At 72.1% G+C, this 18186-nt stretch carries 19 protein-coding genes; 7 read left to right on the top strand and 12 right to left on the bottom strand.

Going from position 1 to position 18186, the window contains the following annotated elements:
* Nucleotides 1-15: 15 nt before the first annotated feature.
* The 9 genes from Mco01_RS13140 to Mco01_RS13180 all read right to left on the bottom strand — a co-directional run bounded on the left by Mco01_RS13140 (nt 16) and on the right by Mco01_RS13180 (nt 7792).
* A complete protein-coding gene (locus Mco01_RS13140; RefSeq protein ID WP_204057177.1) occupies nt 16-606 on the bottom strand; it encodes a cob(I)yrinic acid a,c-diamide adenosyltransferase in 591 nt (196 codons plus the stop codon).
* Between the two features lie 74 nt (nt 607-680).
* The gene (locus Mco01_RS13145; protein ID WP_239103580.1) at nt 681-1220 is read right to left on the bottom strand and encodes a TetR/AcrR family transcriptional regulator; all 540 of its coding nucleotides are present in this window, start codon (nt 1218-1220) and stop codon (nt 681-683) included.
* 294 nt (nt 1221-1514) lie between these two features.
* Nucleotides 1515-2132: a response regulator gene (locus Mco01_RS13150; protein WP_204057251.1), complete on the bottom strand. Its 618-nt coding sequence runs from the start codon at nt 2130-2132 to the stop codon at nt 1515-1517.
* Between the two features lie 32 nt (nt 2133-2164).
* Nucleotides 2165-3382 (bottom strand): sensor histidine kinase, encoded by a 1218-nt coding sequence (locus tag Mco01_RS13155; RefSeq protein WP_204057178.1) that lies wholly within the window; start codon nt 3380-3382, stop codon nt 2165-2167.
* Nucleotides 3379-4224: an ABC transporter permease gene (locus Mco01_RS13160; protein ID WP_204057179.1), complete on the bottom strand. Its 846-nt coding sequence runs from the start codon at nt 4222-4224 to the stop codon at nt 3379-3381. Before Mco01_RS13160 ends, Mco01_RS13155 begins: the two co-directional genes overlap by 4 nt.
* A gap of 18 nt (nt 4225-4242) precedes the next feature.
* Nucleotides 4243-5073: an ABC transporter ATP-binding protein gene (locus tag Mco01_RS13165; RefSeq protein WP_204057180.1), complete on the bottom strand. Its 831-nt coding sequence runs from the start codon at nt 5071-5073 to the stop codon at nt 4243-4245.
* Between the two features lie 88 nt (nt 5074-5161).
* A complete protein-coding gene (nucS, locus tag Mco01_RS13170) occupies nt 5162-5836 on the bottom strand; it encodes an endonuclease NucS (protein ID WP_036327388.1) in 675 nt (224 codons plus the stop codon).
* A gap of 153 nt (nt 5837-5989) precedes the next feature.
* Entirely contained in the window at nt 5990-6763 is a 774-nt protein-coding gene (locus Mco01_RS13175) for a GNAT family N-acetyltransferase (protein ID WP_204057181.1), read from the bottom strand.
* Between the two features lie 48 nt (nt 6764-6811).
* Nucleotides 6812-7792 carry an RNA polymerase sigma factor gene (locus Mco01_RS13180; protein WP_204057182.1) on the bottom strand — a complete coding sequence of 327 codons (981 nt, stop codon included), beginning with the start codon at nt 7790-7792 and terminating at the stop codon, nt 6812-6814.
* 488 nt (nt 7793-8280) lie between these two features.
* On the opposite strand from Mco01_RS13180, the gene Mco01_RS13185 reads away from it, so the two are divergent.
* From Mco01_RS13185 to Mco01_RS13205, 5 genes are all read left to right on the top strand, one after another.
* Entirely contained in the window at nt 8281-9792 is a 1512-nt protein-coding gene (locus tag Mco01_RS13185; RefSeq protein ID WP_204057183.1) for a 3-hydroxyacyl-CoA dehydrogenase family protein, read from the top strand.
* A 69-nt stretch (nt 9793-9861) separates the two neighbouring features.
* Entirely contained in the window at nt 9862-10179 is a 318-nt protein-coding gene (locus Mco01_RS13190; protein WP_036327378.1) for an Rv1322 family protein, read from the top strand.
* Nucleotides 10180-10206: 27 nt separating this feature from the next.
* Nucleotides 10207-10911: an alpha/beta hydrolase gene (locus tag Mco01_RS13195; protein ID WP_204057184.1), complete on the top strand. Its 705-nt coding sequence runs from the start codon at nt 10207-10209 to the stop codon at nt 10909-10911.
* A gap of 75 nt (nt 10912-10986) precedes the next feature.
* Nucleotides 10987-11757, top strand: a complete 771-nt coding sequence (locus Mco01_RS13200; protein WP_204057185.1) for an alpha/beta fold hydrolase — start codon at nt 10987-10989, stop codon at nt 11755-11757.
* A gap of 148 nt (nt 11758-11905) precedes the next feature.
* A complete protein-coding gene (locus tag Mco01_RS13205) occupies nt 11906-13102 on the top strand; it encodes a cellulose binding domain-containing protein (protein WP_204057186.1) in 1197 nt (398 codons plus the stop codon).
* Between the two features lie 96 nt (nt 13103-13198).
* On the opposite strand, the gene Mco01_RS13210 is transcribed toward Mco01_RS13205, so the two are convergent.
* Nucleotides 13199-14497, bottom strand: coding sequence for a DivIVA domain-containing protein (locus Mco01_RS13210; protein WP_204057187.1), 1299 nt, complete (start codon nt 14495-14497; stop codon nt 13199-13201).
* A 186-nt stretch (nt 14498-14683) separates the two neighbouring features.
* The gene (mce, locus tag Mco01_RS13215; RefSeq protein ID WP_204057188.1) at nt 14684-15106 is read right to left on the bottom strand and encodes a methylmalonyl-CoA epimerase; all 423 of its coding nucleotides are present in this window, start codon (nt 15104-15106) and stop codon (nt 14684-14686) included.
* A 104-nt stretch (nt 15107-15210) separates the two neighbouring features.
* Between mce and Mco01_RS13220 the strand changes: the two genes are divergently transcribed.
* Both Mco01_RS13220 and meaB read left to right on the top strand, forming a co-directional pair.
* On the top strand, nt 15211-16404 hold the full coding sequence (locus Mco01_RS13220) for an acetyl-CoA C-acetyltransferase (protein WP_204057189.1): 1194 nt from the start codon (nt 15211-15213) through the stop codon (nt 16402-16404).
* A gap of 19 nt (nt 16405-16423) precedes the next feature.
* The gene (gene meaB, locus Mco01_RS13225) at nt 16424-17422 is read left to right on the top strand and encodes a methylmalonyl Co-A mutase-associated GTPase MeaB (protein WP_204057190.1); all 999 of its coding nucleotides are present in this window, start codon (nt 16424-16426) and stop codon (nt 17420-17422) included.
* Between the two features lie 52 nt (nt 17423-17474).
* Here the strand turns inward: meaB and Mco01_RS13230 are convergent, their stop codons facing one another.
* Complete coding sequence (locus tag Mco01_RS13230; RefSeq protein ID WP_204057191.1) at nt 17475-18164, bottom strand: DUF4230 domain-containing protein; 690 nt, start codon at nt 18162-18164, stop codon at nt 17475-17477.
* Between the last annotated feature and the right edge of the window lie 22 nt (nt 18165-18186).

The following is an 18186-nucleotide window of genomic DNA, read 5'->3' on the forward strand; positions in this document are numbered from 1 at the left end:
CGGGCGAGGCAAGTGTTACCGCGTGGCGCCGGGTTTCCAGAGGATCTCCTGGCCGGCTGACGCGATCCGGCACAGGATGAACATGAGGTCGGACAGGCGGTTGAGGTAGGTCGCCGTCACCGGGTTCACGTCGTCGTGGGCCTCCAGCGCCGCCCAGGCCGACCGCTCTGCCCGCCGTACGATGGTGCGGGCGAGATGGAGGAACGCCGTCGCCGGGGCGCCGCCGGGGAGGATGAAGCTGCGCAGCGGCGTGAGGGCGGCGTTGAAGAGGTCGCACTGCTCCTCAAGCCAGGCGACGTACGTCTCCTCGATCCGCAGCGGCGGGTACTCGGGGTCCTCCACGACCGGGGTGCACAGGTCCGCGCCGACGTCGAAGAGCTCGTTCTGCACGCGCGCCAGGACGGCCGTCACGTCCTCGGGCAGCCCGCCGGCGGCGAGGGCGACCCCGATGGCGGCGTTGGCCTCCTCGACGTCGGCGTACGCCGCCAGCCGGGCGTCGGTCTTGCGCGTGCGGCTCATGTCGCCGAGAGCGGTCGTGCCGTCGTCGCCGGTCTTTGTGTAGATCTTCGACAGCACGACCGGCTTGTCGTTGTCAGCTCGGGTCATGCGCTCAGCGTAGCCACCGGCCCGGCTCCGCCCGCGCCGTCACCGCTCACGGCGGAGTGCGCGAACGGTCCGGGTCATGTGGCGAAGGTGCGGCGGAAGATGTGCACGGACGCGTCGATCAGTTCGTCGATCGGCGGCGCCGGGTCGGCAAGCACCCACTCGATGAGCAACTCGGTGATGGCCCCGATGAGGCCGAGCGCCAGCAGGTGCAGGTCGATGGGGAGCGTGTTGGGAAGCTCCTGCACCGAGCTCTCGATGATCTTCGTGAACGCGCTCACCGCGTTCTGCCGGGCGCCGCTGAGCACGTCTCCCGCCCGCCGGACCTCCAGGTGCATGATGCGTGCCCGCCGCACGTCCTTGGTGACGAAGCGGACGTACTCCCCGATGCCGGCCACGATCCGGTCGTCGAGGGTGGGCGGGGCGCTGTCGATGGCGCCGTTCACCGCGTCGAGCGTCTCGTCCACGCAGCGCTCGTACACGGCTCGCATGAGGTCCTCGCGACTGGAGAAGCACTCGTAGAAGGCGCGGTTGGAGATGCGGGCCGTGGAGCAGAGCCGCTCGATCGTGGTGGCGTGGAAGCCGGGATGGGCGAAGAGGGTGTAGGCCGCCGACACCAACCTTTCTCGACGGTCGGCCAGCCTTTCCGCGGCCGACATCCCCCGGTAATCCCGTCCCACCACTTTTCACCTCACGTTGTCATGGCCCCCCCAGAACTCACCATTATGAACGCAAGATCCTTTATGCGGAAGTGCCGTGAAATCAGCAGCTCCCGGTCATGCCAAAGACGCTGGTCAGCTTGACAGCCCCGTCAAGTATGTTTCAAATTGAGCGCAGTTACTCCACCCGGTCTGTGCAATTGCATTTGCATGTGATTCGGCAAGAGCAGGTGGTAAGCCCCTCAACGAGGGTCACAGCAGACCCCGGTCGAGGGCCGTGGTGACGGCCGCCGTCCGGTCGGAGACGCCCAGCTTGCCGAAGATCCGCAGCAGGTGGGTCTTCACCGTGGTCTCGCTGATGAACAGCTCCCTGCCGATCTCGGCGTTGGTCAGTCCCCGCGCGACCAGGGCGAGCACCTCGGTCTCGCGCCTGGACAGCGACCCGCCGGGAGGCGTCCGCAGCCGTGTCACGAGCCGGGTCGCGACCGAGGGGGACAGCACGGTCTCGCCGCGCACCGCCGCCGCCACCGCCGTGAGCAGGTCGGCGCGGGAGGTGTCCTTGAGCAGGTAGCCGGCGGCGCCCGCCTCCACGGCGCGGATGATGTCCTGGTCGTTCTCGTACGTCGTCAGCACGATCACCCGGGCGTCCGGGTGGCCGGCCAGGATCCGTGTGGTCGCGCTCACGCCGTCGCCGCCCGGCATGCGCAGATCCATCAGCACGACGTCGGGCCGCAACGCCGCCGCCCGGGCCACGGCCTCGTCGCCCGAGCCGGCCTCCCCGGCGACCGCGACCCCGTCGGCCGACTCCAGCATGCCGCGCAGCCCCTCCCGTACGACGGGATGGTCGTCCACGATCAGCACCCGGATCACGGCGGCGTCTTCCATCTCGTTCCTCGCCGTGCTCATGGGGCGGCCGGCAGCGTCACGGTCAGCGTGGTGCCGTCGCCCGGGGCGCTGTCCACGCCGAGCGAGCCGCCCTCCTGCTCCACCCGGGTGCGCATGGCCCGCAGGCCGAACCCGTGGGCCGTCCCGGCGTCGAACCCGCCCCCGTCGTCGCGCACCCCCATCCGCACATCCGCCTCGCCGTACGCGAGCGAGACCGTCACGGACGACGCGCCGGCATGCCTGCGGACGTTCGCGAGGCCCTCCTGGGCGGCCCGGACCAGCACGACCTCGACGTTCGGGGGAAGCGGCCGGGACCGCCCCGACGTGGTGAACGCCGCCTCGACGCCGAGTTCCTCGCCGAGCCGCGCGGTGACCCGGCGCAGCGCCTCCTCAAGCGTCGAGCCGTCCAGCGGGGGCGGGCTGAGCGCGGCGATCAGGGCCCGGGCCTCGGCCAGGTTCTCCCGGGCCGTCTGGACGGCGAGGCCGAGGTGCCGTGTGGGGTCGGGCTGCGCCTGGGCGGCCTGGATCAGCATGATGATGCTGGTCAGACCCTGGGCCAGGGTGTCGTGGATCTCGCCGGCAAGCCGTTCCCGCTCGGCCAGCGCGCCCCGCTCGGCGTACAGCCGGGCCGCCTCCGCCCGGCTGGCCTCGAGTTCGGCGATGAGCTGGGCGCGTTCGGCGCTCTGGGCGATGATCCGGGAGATCCACGGCCCGAAGACCAGCGTGAACGTCAGGACGACCGCGGCCGACGCGCCGAACAGCAGGACGCGGGCCGGCCCGGCCCCGGGCGCGGTCAGGAACCGGATCGCCGGTGCGACGTTGAGCACGATCACGGCCCCGGCGGCCGTCCGGGTGCCGAGCGTCATGAACGCCTGCGGGCACAGGGCGAACAGCGCGAACGACGCGGACGGGCTCAGCACGGTCGCCGGTACGAACGTGACGAGGACGACGGCCCAGTAGGCGAGGGCACGCCGCCCGCCGTCCTCGTCCTCGAGGATCGCGGGCCGTCCCAGCAGCACGTACGCGACCACGTCGACGACGAGCAGCGCGACGCTCACGCCGCGGGTGACCGGCGAAGGGCCGTCGCCGACGACCACGAAGAGCACAGCCACCGCCACGGAGAGGCCGAACAGCACCTCCCAGCCCCGGAGGGCCTCCCACGCGTGCGGCCCCGGCGTCGCCGGGCCGGCGGCGTCCTGGGACCGGCACTCGCCGGCGGTCGTGACCCCGGTCATCCGTCCCGCCGGCCCTTCCACCGGAACGTGGTCAGGCACAGGACCAGGCCGCCGACCAGCCAGGCCGCCAGGACCAGGGCGACCCGGTCCAGCTCGTACGACTTGGCCAGCTCCAGGGAGGCCCCCGCGTCCCCCAGGAACACGGACCGGAAGCCCTGGCACATCCACTTGAGGGGGAACAGGGACGCCACGTTGATCAGCCAGGGCGGCATCTGGGTGAACGGGATGAACACCCCCGAGATGAACTGCAGCACCACGAACGGCATGCTGATCACGGCGGCCGCGCTCTTGGCCGAACGGGGCAGGCTGCTCGCGGCGACGCCGAGCAGGGCCGAGGCCGACACGCCGAGCACGAACACCCAGGCGAAGGTGAGCCAGCCGGAGACCTCGCCGGGCAGCTTCAGGTCGTACAGCGCCACCCCGATGGCGAGCAGGATCGCGACCTCGAGGAACGCGATCACCAGGACGTTGACCACCTTGCCGATGAAGTAGGCCGCGCGGGGCATGGGCGTGCCGGCGAGCCGCTTGAGCGTGCCGTCGTCGCGGTCGCCGGCGATGCCGATCCCGAGGCTCTGGAACCCCGCTCCCATCACGCCGGCGCCGATGAGCCCGGCCGTGTAGAGCTGGGAGAACGTGATGCCGGTGCCCGCGAGGCCGCCGGAGAAGATCGAGCCGAACAGCACGAGGAGGATGATCGGGAAGGAGAACGTGAAGACGACGGCGTCCTTCTCCCGGAAGAACATCTTCGTCTCGACGGCGCCGCGGGCAAGGCCGAGCGCGAGCGTCGACGGCATGCGGGCGGGGGCGGCCGCCGGGGCGACGGCCTGGGCGATGTCGGTCATGGGGGTGTGCTCCGCTGGTCAGGAGGGGTGCTCGATGAGCCGGAGGTAGACGTCCTCCAGCGTGGGACGGGTGACCGACAGGCCGGGGACCTCGCCGCCGTACCGCCGGCCGAGCTCGGCAACGGTCGCGGTCGGGGTGTCGGTCTCGACCGTGCCCTCCGACCACGCGACGCGGGCCTTGGCGGTGGCCCGGCCGCCCAGCGTGGCGGGGTCGCCGAGGGCGACGACCTGGCCGCGCGCGACGACCGCGACCCGGTCGGCCAGTGTCTCGGCCTCCTCCAGGTAGTGGGTGGTGAGCACGATCGTGGTGCCGTCGTGGGCCAGGTTCTCGATGAGGTCCCAGAACTGCCGCCGGGCCTCCGGGTCGAACCCGGTGGTGGGCTCGTCGAGGAACAGCAGCTCGGGCCGCCCGACCAGGCCGAGCGCGACGTCGACGCGCCGCCGCTGGCCGCCGGACAGCTGGCGGACCCGCTTGCCCGCGCTCTCCGTGAGGCCCACCTGGGCGATCACCTCGTCCGCGTCGCGCGGCGAGGGGTAGTAGCGCGCGAAGTGCCGCACGGTCTCGCGGACGGTCAGCTCGGCCGCGTCGTTGGCGGTCTGCAGGACGATCCCGATGCGCGAACGCCACTCCCGGGTGGGCCGGGCCGGATCGGCGCCGAGCACCGAGACCTCCCCGGAGTCGCGCGAGCGGTAACCCTCCAGGATCTCGACCGTGGTGGACTTGCCCGCGCCGTTGGGCCCGAGGATGGCGAACACCTCTCCCTGCTCGATGTCCAGGTCGAGACCGGCGACCGCCTGGACGTCGCCGTACCGCTTCGTCAGCCCGCGGACGTGAATGGCCTGTTTCATGCCTCAAGGGTCCACGGTTGCCGGCCCCCGTGGCACCCCCGACCGGATGAACGCCGTGTCCTCCGAACGATGGACACGCGATCGGGACCTAGAAGAGCGTGGGGTTCTCCGGCTCGATGCCGCGCAGGGCGTCGTAGTCGAGCGTGACGCACTCGATGCCGCGGTCGGCGGCGAGCACCCGGGCCTGCGGCTTGATCTCCTGAGCCGCGAAGATGCCCTTGACGGGGGAGAGCCGGGGGTCGCGGTTGAGCAGCTCCAGGTAGCGCGTCAGCTGCTCGACGCCGTCGATGTCGCCGCGCCGCTTGATCTCGACGGCCACCGTCCCGCCGAGGTGGTCGCGGCACAGGATGTCCACCGGCCCGATGGCCGTCATGTACTCCCGGCGCACCAGGCTCCAGCCGTCGCCCAGCGTGGTGATGTGCTCGGCCAGGAGCTCCTGGAGGTGGGCCTCCACGCCGTCCTTGATGAGCCCGGGGTCGACGCCCAGCTCGTGGCTGGAGTCGTGGAGGACCTCGTCGATCGTCAGCACCAGCTTCTCGCCGGTCTTGCCGTGGACGACCGACCAGGTGATCGCGCCGTCGATCGTCTCCTCGCGGACCTTGCACGGCGGGTTCATCCAGTTCAGCGGCTTGAACGCCCGGTCGTCGGCATGGATCGACACAGAGCCGTCCGCCTTCATCAGGATGAGCCGGGGCGCCATCGGGAGATGGGCCGTCAGCCTCCCCACGTAATCCACGCTGCACCGCGCGATGACCAGCCGCATGGGGCAAGGCTAGCCGGTCCCGATCGCCAGAGAGGCCCCCATGGCGTGGGACCCCCACAGGTCGATCAACTCGGCCATGCGCGCCACCGCCGTCGTCCGTGTCGTGCGACGACGGTGGTGGCCAGGGTCAGGACGTCCTTCCGGGCTTCCCGGTCAGTGCTCCTCCGCCGGATCGAACTGGAACAGGCGGTAGTGGGAGATGGTCCTGAACCCGATCCGCTCGTAGACTGGCCGGCCCTCCGCGCTCGCCTGGAGCGTGGCGACGTCCAGACCGGCTGACCGTGCGACCCGCAGCGACTCCAGCGTGAGGGCCGTCGCCACGCCACGGCGCCGGTAGTTCTCATCGGTGGCGATGCAGTAGAGCGCCGCGACGTCCCCGCTCAGCGACACGACCGCCGTCCCGACGGTCTTCCCGTCGAGGACGCCGGCGAGATGGATCAGCTCAGGATCCCGCGACAGGTACTCCATGTGACGCTCGGCCATCGCGTCGGCGGCGTCCCGCGGGAAGCCGAGCGGCCCGGCGTACGCGTTCACCAGGTCCCGCATGCCCGGCCGGTCGGTGACGTGCCGGATCGTCAGGCCTTGGGGAATCGGCAGTTCCACCACGTCGGTGAGGTCCGCCGCCATGACGGGCATCTGGCTGATCTGTTCGGCGCCGTGAGCGACGAGGTGATCGGCCACCTTCTCGTCGCTGTCGCCTCCGACCCACCACGCCCACGACGACCCGGCCAGCCGCTGCTTCGCCTCGGTGACCGCCTCGTCGAACGGGTGGTTCCGCACATGCATGACTCCGTTGAAGAGCACGTGCGGGATGTCCGAACGGTAGATCGACGGGTCGGCGTCAGGATCGTCGCCGGCCCAACCGGTCCAGAACCGCCGGTTCGCGGCCAGCTGGGGCTCTAGGTCATCGATGGAGTGTCGTGTCATGCCAACGTGACGCGGGCCGGAGGCACGAAAGTTCGATCCCATGCCCGTTCACCCCGAGTGATCTGAGTCACACACACGTGCCGGGCGCGGAGCATGGAAGAGACGCACCGACTGGATCCGGCCCTCCGACTCTCTGAGCAGCCAGGTAGCCGCGGGAGGACAGTGGTCCGGGTCCTCCGGGGGGTTGACGAACTGGTTCTCCCAGACGGTGATGTCAGGGCCCGCGACGACGTTCGTCACGCGGTATCGGACGCCGTCGGCGTAGTCGGAGGCGAAGGCCTCGAACAGCGAGGAGAGACCGATCCGCCGGTCGCCCTTCGGCCAGATGATCTCGGCGTAGGGCGACCACCGCCCGCCGAAGAACGCCTGCGGCGTGGCGGACGGGACCGACGACAGCAGCGCGATCGCCTCCTCACGGCGTTCGGCCGTCAGCGCTCCGACGTCGCGATGCCGCCCGGCGACCGTTTCGGGTAGTGCCTCGGCGAGCCGCCTCCGTGCCTCGCTGAGGCGGCTCCGCACCGTTCCCACCGGGACGCCACACGCACGCGCGATCTCCTGATAGGAGTTCATCCGCGTGAAGTACCGCAGAATCGCGGCATCACGCAGGGCCGGGGTCAGCCCCATCAAGCCGTCCCAGATCCAGTCGCGCGTCGCGTGACGCTCGATGATCTCAGCGGGATCGTCGGCACAGGCCATCAGGGCCGAGTCGTCGGGAAGACCCACGGGAACCGGCAGCCTGGTCCGAAGCCGGACGATGCAGTTGTTGCGGACGATCGCCTTGAGCCAGGGCCCGGCCGCGGCGGGGTCACGCAGGTCCGTCAGCCGGGCCATGGCCGTGATGGCGGCGTCCTGGCAGACGTCCTCGGCATCGGCGCCGTTTCCGAGGATTCGGTAGGCGACGGCGTACATCCCGGCGTAATGAATCGTGAGTAGGAGTCCGAGGCTTTGCAGATCACCTTGCTGTGCCGCACGGGCTAGATCGATCTGAGCATGTGCAGCGGCTTCCGACCGCTTTCGTCCCGACGACATGGCGTGAAATCTAGCAGCGCTCACCGCATGGTCTGCCCTGGGCGGAAGACGATGGCGCCGAGCCCGGCCTGACCTCAATCCCGATCGAATTCGATGAGCCCATATAGCGCGGACTTTCTCGGCAGCCCGTGCCGGCGGGAGGGGCCGCGGGGGACGGACTCCAGCTCGGCCAGGGCGGCCTCGTGCTCCTTCATCGCCCTGATGGCGGCGTTCGCGCCGGCGCCTCCCGGCTTCATGCCGACAGGTACGTCTTCAGGAATTCCGCTCCCAGAATTTCATGTATCGGCTTTTCGCCTCGGCGGCCTTGGCGGAGGAAGAGGTCTCCGGCGAATCGTCGGGGAGTTTCCGTATGGCCGAACCGAGTAATACCTCTCAGTGCACGGGCGGAAAATCACGCCGACGAACCGGTCGTTTCCATCAGGATGAGCCAGGGCGCCAACCCCACCGGGGGTGGGGCGGCCCGGCGGCACTCTGGGAGACTGGCTGCCATGACGCGGACGTTTGAGACGGTCGGAGTCGTCGGACTCGGCACGATGGGCGCCGGCATCGCCGAGGTGTTCGCCCGCGCCGGGCTCCGCGTGATCGGGGTCGAGGCCGACGAGGCGGCCCTGTCCCGCGGGCGGGGGCACCTGGAGGGCTCGACGGGCAGGGCCGTGGCCCGGGGCCGGATGACCGCCGAGGAGCAGGCCGCCCTCCTCGGCCGGATCGCGTTCACGACCAGCCGGGACGACCTGGCGGGCGCCGACCTCGTGGTCGAGGCGATCCCCGAGGTGATGGAGTTCAAGCGGGGCCTGTTCGCCGACCTCGACCGCATCTGCAAGCCGTCGGCCGTCCTCGCCACCAACACCTCCTCGCTGTCGGTCACCGCCATCGCCGCCACCACGTCACGGCCGGCGCAGGTGATCGGCATGCACTTCTTCAACCCCGCCCCGGTCATGCGGCTGGTCGAGGTGGTCCGCACGGTGGTGACCGAGGACGGGCTGCCGGACGAGATCGCCGGCCTGGCCCGCCGGCTCGGCAAGACGCCCGTCACGGTCGGCGACCGGGCCGGGTTCGTGGTCAACCGGCTGCTGCTGAGCTACCTCAACCACGCGTGCGCGCTGCTGGAGACGGGGCTCGCGAGCCGGGACGACATCGACGCCGCCATGCGCCTCGGCGTCGGGCTGCCGATGGGCCCGTTCACGCTGCTCGACCTGATCGGCCTGGACACCTCCTACGAGGTGTGCGAGGTGCTGTTCCGGGAGAGCCGCGAGCGCCGCCACGCGCCCGCGCCGATCCTGCGCGAGCTGGTCACCGCGGGCCTGCTGGGCCGCAAGACCGGACGCGGCTTTCACTCCCACGACCGGGACGCCCCGGAGACGGCCGGCGAGCCCGGAGGCAGGCCCGAGATCTCCCTGGTCGGCCTGGTGGGCGGCGGCCCGGACGCCGCGACCGTCCTGGAGGCCCTGGAGGCGGCCGGCTTCAAGGCCGCGGTGGCCGAGCCCGGGGACCTCACCCCGGTCGCCGAGGCCGACGTCGTGGTCGCCCTGTCGGACACCCCCGTCGTCGAGCTCGCCGTACGGCTTCCGCGTCCCGAGCGGCTCGTCGGCCTGCACCTCGTGGGGGAGCGGGTGGCCGAGGTGGCCGCCACCGTCGTCACCTCGCGGGAGGCGGCCGAGACCGTACGCGACCTGGTGCGGATGATCGGACGGACCCCCGTGCGGTGCGGAGACCGGGCCGGGTTCGTGGTGAACGCCCTGCTCTACCCCTACCTGAACGACGCGGTCCGGATGCTGGAGGCCGGGTACGCGTCGGCCGCCGACATCGACGCCGCGATGCGGCTCGGGTGCGGCTACCCCGCCGGGCCGTTCGAGATGCTCGACGCCATCGGGATCGAGCGGGTCAGGGACGGCCTGCGGGCGCTGTACGCCGAGTATCGCGAGCCCTCCTTCGCGCCCGCGCCGCTCCTCGACCAGCTCGTCACCGCGGGCGTGCCGGGCATCCGGGCGCACGTGGGCTGACCGGTCCTGGAAGAATGTGCGCCGGTCGCCCGTTCTGCCTGACATGAGCCCCCCGGAAGGACCGCTGTCGTGAGCCCTCGCCGCGCCCGGCGCCTCGACCCGTTCGAGCGCCCGGACGGCCGCGGAGCCGCGCGGCCGGTCACGTCCGTGCCCGGCGTGGACCGCGTGGAGAGCGCGCCCGACGGCGACTGGGTGGTGCGCAACGTCGCGGGCGCCGCGCTGGGCAAGAGCTACCGCTGCCCGGGCTGCGAACAGGAGATCCGGCAGGGCCTGCCGCACGTGGTGAGCTGGCCCGCGTGGCCGGGCGGCGAGGAGGAGCGGCGCCACTGGCACACGGCCTGCTGGCGGAACCGGGCCAACCGCGGCCCCGGGCGCAGCCGCTACTGACACATGACGACGAGGGGTTCTGTGGGAATGGACATCAGGGCGTCCACGGTGCTGGCGGCCCGGCGCGAGGACATCGAGCTGCACACCTCCGACGGGCTGACGCTGGTCGGCGAGCTGGCGCTGCCCGAGAGCAGGCCGCCCGTCGCCACCCTGGTCTGCCTCCACCCGCTTCCCACGCACGGCGGCATGATGGACAGCCACGTGCTGCGTAAGGCGTCGTACCGGCTGCCGGCCCTGGCCGACCTCGCCGTGCTCCGCTTCAACACGCGTGGCACGACCTCCGAGCGCGGCACCTCTCAGGGGGCCTTCGACGAGGGCGAGGGGGAGCGGTGGGACGTCGCCGCGGCCCTGGAGTATGCCGACTTCGACGACCTGCCGCGCCCCTGGCTCGTCGGCTGGTCCTTCGGCACCGAGCTGGCGCTGCGGTGGGGGCGCGACCCGCTCGTGGAGGGCGCGATCCTGCTGTCGCCCCCGCTGCGCCGGGCGACCGACGCCGACCTCGACGCCTGGGCCGCGTTCGGTCGGCCGCTGGTGGCCCTGGTGCCGGAGTTCGACGACTACCTGCGCCCCGAGGAGGCCGTCCGGCGGTTCTCGCGGGTGCCGCAGGCCGAGATCGTGGGCGTCGAGGGGGCCAAGCACCTGTGGGTGGGCGAGCCGTACGTGCGGATCGTCCTCGACGAGATCGTCAAGCGGGTCAACCCGGCGGCCGCTCCGCTGCCCACCGCGGTCTGATTCCCCGGCGGCCGGTGAGATCCCGGTTCGGTGACGAACCGAGGGGGGCGGCCGGGTGCGCGTTACCGTGACCTGATGCGGCTCTACTCGCGATCGGCCGGAAGCGGCCTGCCCGTCGTTTTGCTCCACGCGTTCCCCCTCTCCTCGGCCATGTGGCTCGCGCAGCGGGAGGCGCTGGCCCCCGTCTGCCGCGTGATCACGCCCGACCTGCGTGGTTTCGGCGGGTCGCGGCTGGGGGACGACGAGCCGTCGATCGACGCGATGGCCGACGATGTGGCGCAGCTGCTCGACGAGGAGGGCGTCGAGCGCGCGGTCGTGGGCGGCCAGTCGCTGGGCGGGTACGTGACGATGGCGCTGTGCCGCCGCCACCCCGGCCGGGTGGGGGCGGTGATCCTCGCCGACACCAAGGCCGCGGCCGACACCGAGACCGCCAAGGCCAACCGGGAGCGGATCGCCGAGGCCGTGCTGCGGGACGGCACCGGGATCCTCGTGGACGAGAACATGCCGGCCATGCTGGGCGCCACCACCAGGGAGCGCAGGGGGATGGTCGTCGGCCGGGTGCGCGCCCTGATCCAGGCGGCGCCACCGGCGGCCGTGGCCTGGGCGCAGCGGGCGATGGCCGCCCGCCCCGACTCGTTCGGCACCCTCCGGTCCCTGGGCGTCCCGGCCCTGGTCGTCGTCGGCGACGAGGACGGGCTGACCCCGCCGGCGGACGCCGAGGCCATGGTGGAGGCCATCCCCCAGGCGACGCTCGCCGTGATCGAGAAGGCGGGCCACCTGTCGGCCATCGAGCAGCCCGAGGCGTTCAACCGGGTCGTGGCGGAGTTCGTGAAGACCCTCGCGTAGCCCTGAACGTTTCACCCGCTGACCTGGGAAGAGGCGGCCGCCGGGCGATCTCGCGTTGACGCGGCCGAGGTGGCGGATCACCATCGCGGCGAGAGGCGCCGGGGCGGCCCGGGGCCGGTTCCGAGCGCCCAGCCGAGGTGAGCCGTACATGAGACCGCGCACGCCGATGACCGTGACGGGGATCGTCAGCGCCGCCCTCCTGGCGGGCGCCGCCCCCGCCCTCGGAGCCGTGAAAGCCGTCGACGCCGTGGCGCCGCACGCGCCGGCCGCGGTCCACGCGGGGATCGCGGCGGCGGACGTGTCGCCGCCGTCCCGGCCGTCCGGGCTGCGGGCCTGCCCGCCTCCGGTGCCGTCGGGCGGCACGACGGGCTACGTGGGCCTGTGCTGGACCGCGTCGTCCGACGACGTGGGCGTCGCGGGCTACGACGTCTACCAACTGGGCTCGGACGGCTTCCAGAAGGTGGCGAGCGTCACCTCGGCCACCGCCATCCTGAGCGGGCTGCGGCCCGCCCGCGACTACACGTACTACGTCGTCGCGCGGGACGCGGCGGGCAACGTCAGCCCGCCGTCCTCGCTCATCACCACGGTCGCGGTGGCGGGCCCGTACGTCAGTCCCACGCCCATCCCGGGCGACACCACCCCGCCGTCGGCGCCCACCGGGCTGCGCGATTACTGCGTGGCCGACCTGGAGGGCGTGAGCTTCTGCTGGAACGCCTCCACGGACGACGTCGGGGTGGCCCGGTACGACGTGTACCGGCAGACCGACACCGCGTGGACGAGGGTGGGCACGCGCACGTCCACCTGGTTCTACGAGCAGGGACTCGTCGTCGGCCGGTCGTACACCTACGTGGTGGTGGCCGAGGACGCGGCCGGCAACGTCAGCGCGCCGTCGGCGCCGCTCGTGGCGGTGGCCCACCAGGGGTACCCGACCGCCAGCCCCACACCGACTCCGACGCCCACGCCGACGCCCTCGCCGACGCCCACACCCACTCCGACGCCGTCACCGACGCCCTCGCCGTCCCCGGCGACGTGCGCGGTGTCGTACGGCGTCTGGTCCTGGAACGGCGGGTTCAGCGCGAGCGTGACGATCGGCAACACCGGCACGGCCCCGATCGACGGGTGGACCCTGCGCTTCACGTTCCCCGACGCGGGGCAGCGGCTGGTGAACGGCTGGTCGGCTGCCTGGTCGCAGTCGGGATCCGCCGTCTCGGCCACCGACCTGCGCTGGAACGCCGTGATCAAGCCCGGCGCGTCGGTCCTGATCGGCTTCAACGGAGCCTTCACCGGGGCCAACCCCAGCCCCTCCGCCTTCACGCTCAACGGCCGTCCCTGCACGAAGGCCTGAGGCGCCCCCACGAGGACGCGCACGCGAAGCGGGGCCCGGCGAACCGCCGGGCCCCGCTCGATAGCCGTCGTGAGACTCCCCGATGTGCGCCAGTGGCTACTCCTGCCACCACTCCGCGTCGTCGTCGCTCTTGACCGGGGCGGGCTCGACCGGAGCGGCGGACACGACGGGCTTCTCGGCGACCGGCGGCGCCGCCGACAGGGCCGGCTTCTGCGGGGCGGCGGTGACCGGAGCGGGCTCCGGCTCCATCCCCGGCAGGGCGGCGCCGCCGAGCAGCTGACGCAGCTGGGCGAGGTGGCTGGTGATGCTGTCGCGCTGGCGGGTGAGCTCGTCCACCTGGCGCTGCATGGCGGTGCGGGTGCGCTCGGCCTCGCTCTTGGCGTCGCTCACGATGGAGTCGGCGCTCGACTTGGCCTCGGCGACCAGCTGGTCGGCGTTCTTCCGCGCGTTCGCGAGCAGCTGCTTGGCGTGGGTGTCGGCCTCGCGCCGGGTCTGCTCCGCCTGCTGGGTGGCCTTCGCGGCCCGCTGCTCGGCGGTGGCGGCCCGCTGCTCCGCCTCGGCGACCAGCTTCTGCGTGTTGGCCTGGGCGGTGGCGTGCCGCTCGGCCTCCTGCCGCTCGGCCTCCTCGCGGCGGGCGGCGAGCTGGATCTCGAACTCGGCCTCGTCCTGGGCCCGCTTGGCCTCGGACTCCTCCAGGATCCGCTGCGCCTGCGCGCGCATCTCGTCCGCCTGACGCTTGGCGGTGGTGAGCACCTCGTCGCGCTCGCGCTTGGTGGAGGCCCGCAGCTGGGCGACCTCGCGCTCGGTCGTGGTGCGCAGCTTGGCGATCTCCCGCTCGGCGTCCGCCCGCTTCTCGGCGACCTCGTGGTCGGCGGTGGCGCGGATCTTGGCGACCTCGCGCTCGGTGGTGGCGGTCAGCTCGTCGGCCTCGCGACGCGCGGTCGACCGGATCTCCTCGGCGTCCCGCTCGGCGCTGCTGCGCAGCTCCTCGGCCTCCCGCGTCGCGAGGGCCCGCTTCTCGGCCGCCTCGTTCTCCGCGGCGGCGCGCAGGTCGGCCGCGTCGACCTTGGCCGCGGCGCGGATCTCGTTCGCCTCGGACCTGGCCGCCTGCACCAGCTCGGTGGCCTGCTCCTCCGCCAGACGCAGCAGCTGCTCGATGCGGGCGCCGAGACCCGAGTACGTCGGCCGCTCCTGCTCCTGCAGCTGGCGCTGGGAGTCCGACAGGTCCCGCTGGAGCGCGGTGACCTGCTCCTTGGCCTGACGCAGTTCGGTGTCGAGCGTCTTCAGGTGGTCGTGGACCTGGTGCCGGTCATAGCCCCGGAGCACCACGTCGAATTCGCGAGAAGGGGCGTCCTCGAAGAAGTTGTTTAGCTGGGCGTCGATGTCGGACTGCATGAGGCTCGATCCTGGTTGTCGAGACGGCTACAGGGGGGCCGGACGGGGGGTCAGACTTCCGAGGCGGGGAGCCGAAATGGCGCCCACGTCCGGTGGTACGCCAGCGTACTCCGGTACTGCCGCGTTGGAGGCCCCCTCCGACTTTCTGCGCGACTTGTTACGTATGAACCTTTCTTGCGTTCGGGATCAGCGCCTGGGGGTCTCCACGAGCTCCGTGAGAACCCCTCCCACGTCCTTCGGATGCAGGAACGCGATCGACGCGCCCATGGATCCGTGCCGGGGCCGCTCGTCGATCAGACGCACGCCCTTGGCCCCGATCTCCTCCAGGGCCTTGGTGACGTCCGTCACGCCGTACCCGACATGATGCACGCCCTCGCCCCTCTTGGCGAGGAACCTGCCCACCGCGGTGTCGGGGTGGAGGGGCTCAAGGAGCTGGACGTACGACCCCCCCTGGGCGCCGTCGGCGACGTGCAGCATGGCCTCGCGGACGCCCTGCTCCTCGTTCACCTCGCGGCTCACGACGGTCAGGCCGAACACCGACTCGTAGAACTCGATCTTCTCTTCCAGGCTGTGACAGGCGATTCCGACATGGTCGATCCGGAGAAGCACTGTCGTCTCCCTTTCCCTTGCGCTGACATACGGCCGGGCGGGGGCGCCGGGCTACTCATGGGTATGGTGGCACCGTCGCCCTGATCTCGTGATGGAGGCCCCCAATGTCTGGTTCCGTCATCGTCGCCGGAGCGCGCACGCCCATCGGACGGCTGCTGGGGTCGCTCGCCGACCTGCCGGCCGTCGACCTCGGCGGCATCGCCATCGAGGCGGCCCTGTCCCGCGCCGGCGTGTCGCCCCACCAGGTCCAGTACGTGATCATGGGGCAGGTCCTCCAGGCGGGGGCGGGCCAGATCCCCTCGCGCCAGGCGGCCGTCAAGGCGGGCATCCCGATGACGGTCCCCTCGCTCACGATCAACAAGGTCTGCCTGTCGGGCCTCGACGCCATCGCGCTCGCCGACCAGCTCATCCGAGCCGGGGAGTTCGACATCGTCGTCGCGGGCGGCATGGAGTCGATGACGAACGCGCCCCACCTGCTGCCCGGCCTGCGCAAGGGCGTGAAGTACGGCAACGCGGGCGTCCTCGACTCGATGGCCCTCGACGGCCTCACCGACGCGTTCGACCAGATCGCGATGGGGGAGTCCACCGAGCGGCACAACGCCCGCCTCGGCCTCACCCGCGAGGAGCAGGACGCGTTCTCCGCCCGGTCCCACCAGCTCGCCGCCCAGGCGACCAAGAACGGGCTGTTCGACGACGAGATCGTCCCCGTGCCGCTGCCCCAGCGGAAGGGCGACCCGATCCCGTTCACGGCCGACGAGGGCATCCGTCCCGACACCACGGCCGAGGCGCTCGCCAGGCTGCGCCCGGCGTTCACGAAGGACGGCACGATCACGGCCGGGTCCGCCTCGCAGATCTCGGACGGCGCGGTGGCCGTGGTCGTCATGTCCCGGGCCAAGGCCGAGGAGCTGGGCCTGGAGTGGCTCGCCGAGATCGGCGCGCACGGCAACGTGGCCGGTCCGGACAACTCCCTGCAGTCGCAGCCCGCCAACGCCATCAAGCAGGCGCTCGGCAAGCAGGGCCTCACCGTCGACGACCTCGACCTGTTGGAGATCAACGAGGCGTTCGCCCAGGTCGTGCTGCAGTCGGCCAAGGAGCTTGGCGTCGGGCTCGACAAGGTCAACGTCAACGGCGGCGGCATCGCCCTCGGCCACCCGATCGGCGCGTCCGGCGCCCGGATCGTGCTGACGCTCGCGCACGAGCTGCGCCGCCGCGGCGGCGGGCTGGGCGCGGCGGGCCTGTGCGGCGGCGGCGGGCAGGGCGACGCCCTGATCATCCGGGTCCCGTCCCGCGCGTCGTGAGCCGGCGAGGGGGGCGCGCGTGAGCGAGCAGACCGCGGCGACCCGGGCCCGGACCGCGCCGGACCTGGGGGAGCTCGTCGAGCAGGCGCGGCAGGGCCGTCCGCGGGCCGTGGCCCGGCTGATCTCGCTCGTCGAGAACGCCGCCGGATCGGCGGTCCCGTCCGCGCCGCTGCGCGCCGTCATGGCGGCGCTCGCCACCGGCGCCCGCCGGCCGTACGCGGCCCGGGTCATCGGGCTGACCGGCTCGCCCGGCGTGGGCAAGTCGACGGCCACCGGCATGCTGATCCGGGCGTTCCGCCGCAGGGGCGCCCGGGTGGGCGTGCTCGCCGTGGACCCGTCGAGCCCGTTCACCGGAGGCGCCCTGCTGGGCGACCGGGTCCGCATGCAGGAGCACGCGACCGACCCCGGCGTCTACATCCGCAGCATGTCCAGCCGGGGACACCTGGGCGGGCTGGCCTGGGCCACCCCCCAGGCCCTCCGGGTGCTCGACGCGGCCGGGTGCGACGTCGTCCTCGTCGAGACCGTCGGGGTCGGGCAGGCCGAGGTGGACGTGGCCCGGCTCGCCGACACGACCGTCGTCCTGGTCGCGCCCGGGATGGGCGACGAGGTCCAGGCGGCCAAGGCGGGGATCCTGGAGGTCGCCGACGTCTTCGTGGTCAACAAGGCCGACCGCGACGGCGCGCAGTCGGCCGTACGGGAGCTGCGGTCGATGGCGGGCCTCGTGGACGCCCCCTGGCGGCCCCCGATCGTCCCGACGGTCGCGGCGCGGGGCGAGGGCGCCGACGACCTCATGGCCGCGCTCGACAAGCACCAGGCGTACCTGGAGGAGTCGGGCGAGGCGGAGCGCCGCCGCCTGGCCCGCGCGCGCGACGAGATCGAGGCCGTCGCGCTCGCCGCGCTGCGCTCCCGGTTCGCGAACCTGCACGGTGACCGGCTCGACGCGCTCGCCGCCCGCCTGGTCGCGGGGGAGACCGACCCCTACGCCGCCGCAGACGACCTCATCGCCGCCCTGGCCTGACCCCCGGCCCCGTACGGCTCTCGCGTCCCGGCGGCCGACGGGCCGGGACACGTCAGGGCTCGTCCTCGTACTTGACGATCACCGTGGTGAAGCCGAGGGACTTCAGCATGCCCTCCAGCATGGCCTTGGTGTTCTGGTCGGCCCGGTTGCGCAGGTCGCTGGCGGTGGCCGCCTCCCCGATCTTCCGCTCGGCCAGCAGGTAGAGCTCCTGCTGGTTCTGCGGCGACGACGACAGCAGGTCGGAGATGCGGTCGAAGATCCCGCGCTGCTGCGCGAACACGTACGACCGTTTGTTGTCGAGGTTGGGCTTCTCCAGCTGGGCGTGCGGGATCCGCACGGTGACCGTCTTGCGGTCGGCGGAGACCGTGATGGCGTCCTTGGGCAGCGAGGAGAAGTCGACGTAGGCGTCCACATTGCCCGCGCCCACGAACAGGGTCCTGGAGCCCTTGATGGCGTCGGGCAGGAATTTGGCGTCCTTCTCGAGGTCGACCACGACCTGGAAGTTGCCGGTCGCGGCCTCGAATCGGCTCAGGTTCTGCATCGACTGCAGCAGCACCGGGCCGCTCCGGTCGATCGTCTGCTCGCCCAGCGGGTTGAGCCACGACAGGGTCAGCCGCGCGCCCACCAGCAGGAGGAGGGCGACGAGCAGCAGCCCGGCGAGCCAGCGCCACGCGCGCCGGCCGGGTCGCGGGGAGCCCTCCGCGGGGGCTGACGCGGGGAGGGCACTCGTCTGACGGTCCACGGAAATGAATCTTCCCGTGAAT

The organism is Microbispora corallina, assembly GCF_016863035.1.
GTDB classification, from domain to species: domain Bacteria; phylum Actinomycetota; class Actinomycetes; order Streptosporangiales; family Streptosporangiaceae; genus Microbispora; species Microbispora corallina.

Bases quoted from the DNA above. Each gene is read 5' to 3' on its own strand.
- Mco01_RS13140 (WP_204057177.1), bottom strand. From the start codon at position 606: ATGACCCGAGCTGACAACGACAAGCCGGTCGTGCTGTCGAAGATCTAC.
- Mco01_RS13155 (WP_204057178.1), bottom strand. From the start codon at position 3,382: ATGACCGGGGTCACGACCGCCGGCGAGTGCCGGTCCCAGGACGCCGCC.
- Mco01_RS13160 (WP_204057179.1), bottom strand. From the start codon at position 4,224: ATGACCGACATCGCCCAGGCCGTCGCCCCGGCGGCCGCCCCCGCCCGC.
- Mco01_RS13165 (WP_204057180.1), bottom strand. From the start codon at position 5,073: ATGAAACAGGCCATTCACGTCCGCGGGCTGACGAAGCGGTACGGCGAC.
- nucS (WP_036327388.1), bottom strand. From the start codon at position 5,836: ATGCGGCTGGTCATCGCGCGGTGCAGCGTGGATTACGTGGGGAGGCTG.
- Mco01_RS13175 (WP_204057181.1), bottom strand. From the start codon at position 6,763: ATGACACGACACTCCATCGATGACCTAGAGCCCCAGCTGGCCGCGAAC.
- Mco01_RS13180 (WP_204057182.1), bottom strand. From the start codon at position 7,792: ATGTCGTCGGGACGAAAGCGGTCGGAAGCCGCTGCACATGCTCAGATC.
- Mco01_RS13185 (WP_204057183.1), top strand. From the start codon at position 8,281: ATGACGCGGACGTTTGAGACGGTCGGAGTCGTCGGACTCGGCACGATG.
- Mco01_RS13195 (WP_204057184.1), top strand. From the start codon at position 10,207: ATGGACATCAGGGCGTCCACGGTGCTGGCGGCCCGGCGCGAGGACATC.
- Mco01_RS13200 (WP_204057185.1), top strand. From the start codon at position 10,987: ATGCGGCTCTACTCGCGATCGGCCGGAAGCGGCCTGCCCGTCGTTTTG.
- Mco01_RS13205 (WP_204057186.1), top strand. From the start codon at position 11,906: ATGAGACCGCGCACGCCGATGACCGTGACGGGGATCGTCAGCGCCGCC.
- Mco01_RS13210 (WP_204057187.1), bottom strand. From the start codon at position 14,497: ATGCAGTCCGACATCGACGCCCAGCTAAACAACTTCTTCGAGGACGCC.
- Mco01_RS13220 (WP_204057189.1), top strand. From the start codon at position 15,211: ATGTCTGGTTCCGTCATCGTCGCCGGAGCGCGCACGCCCATCGGACGG.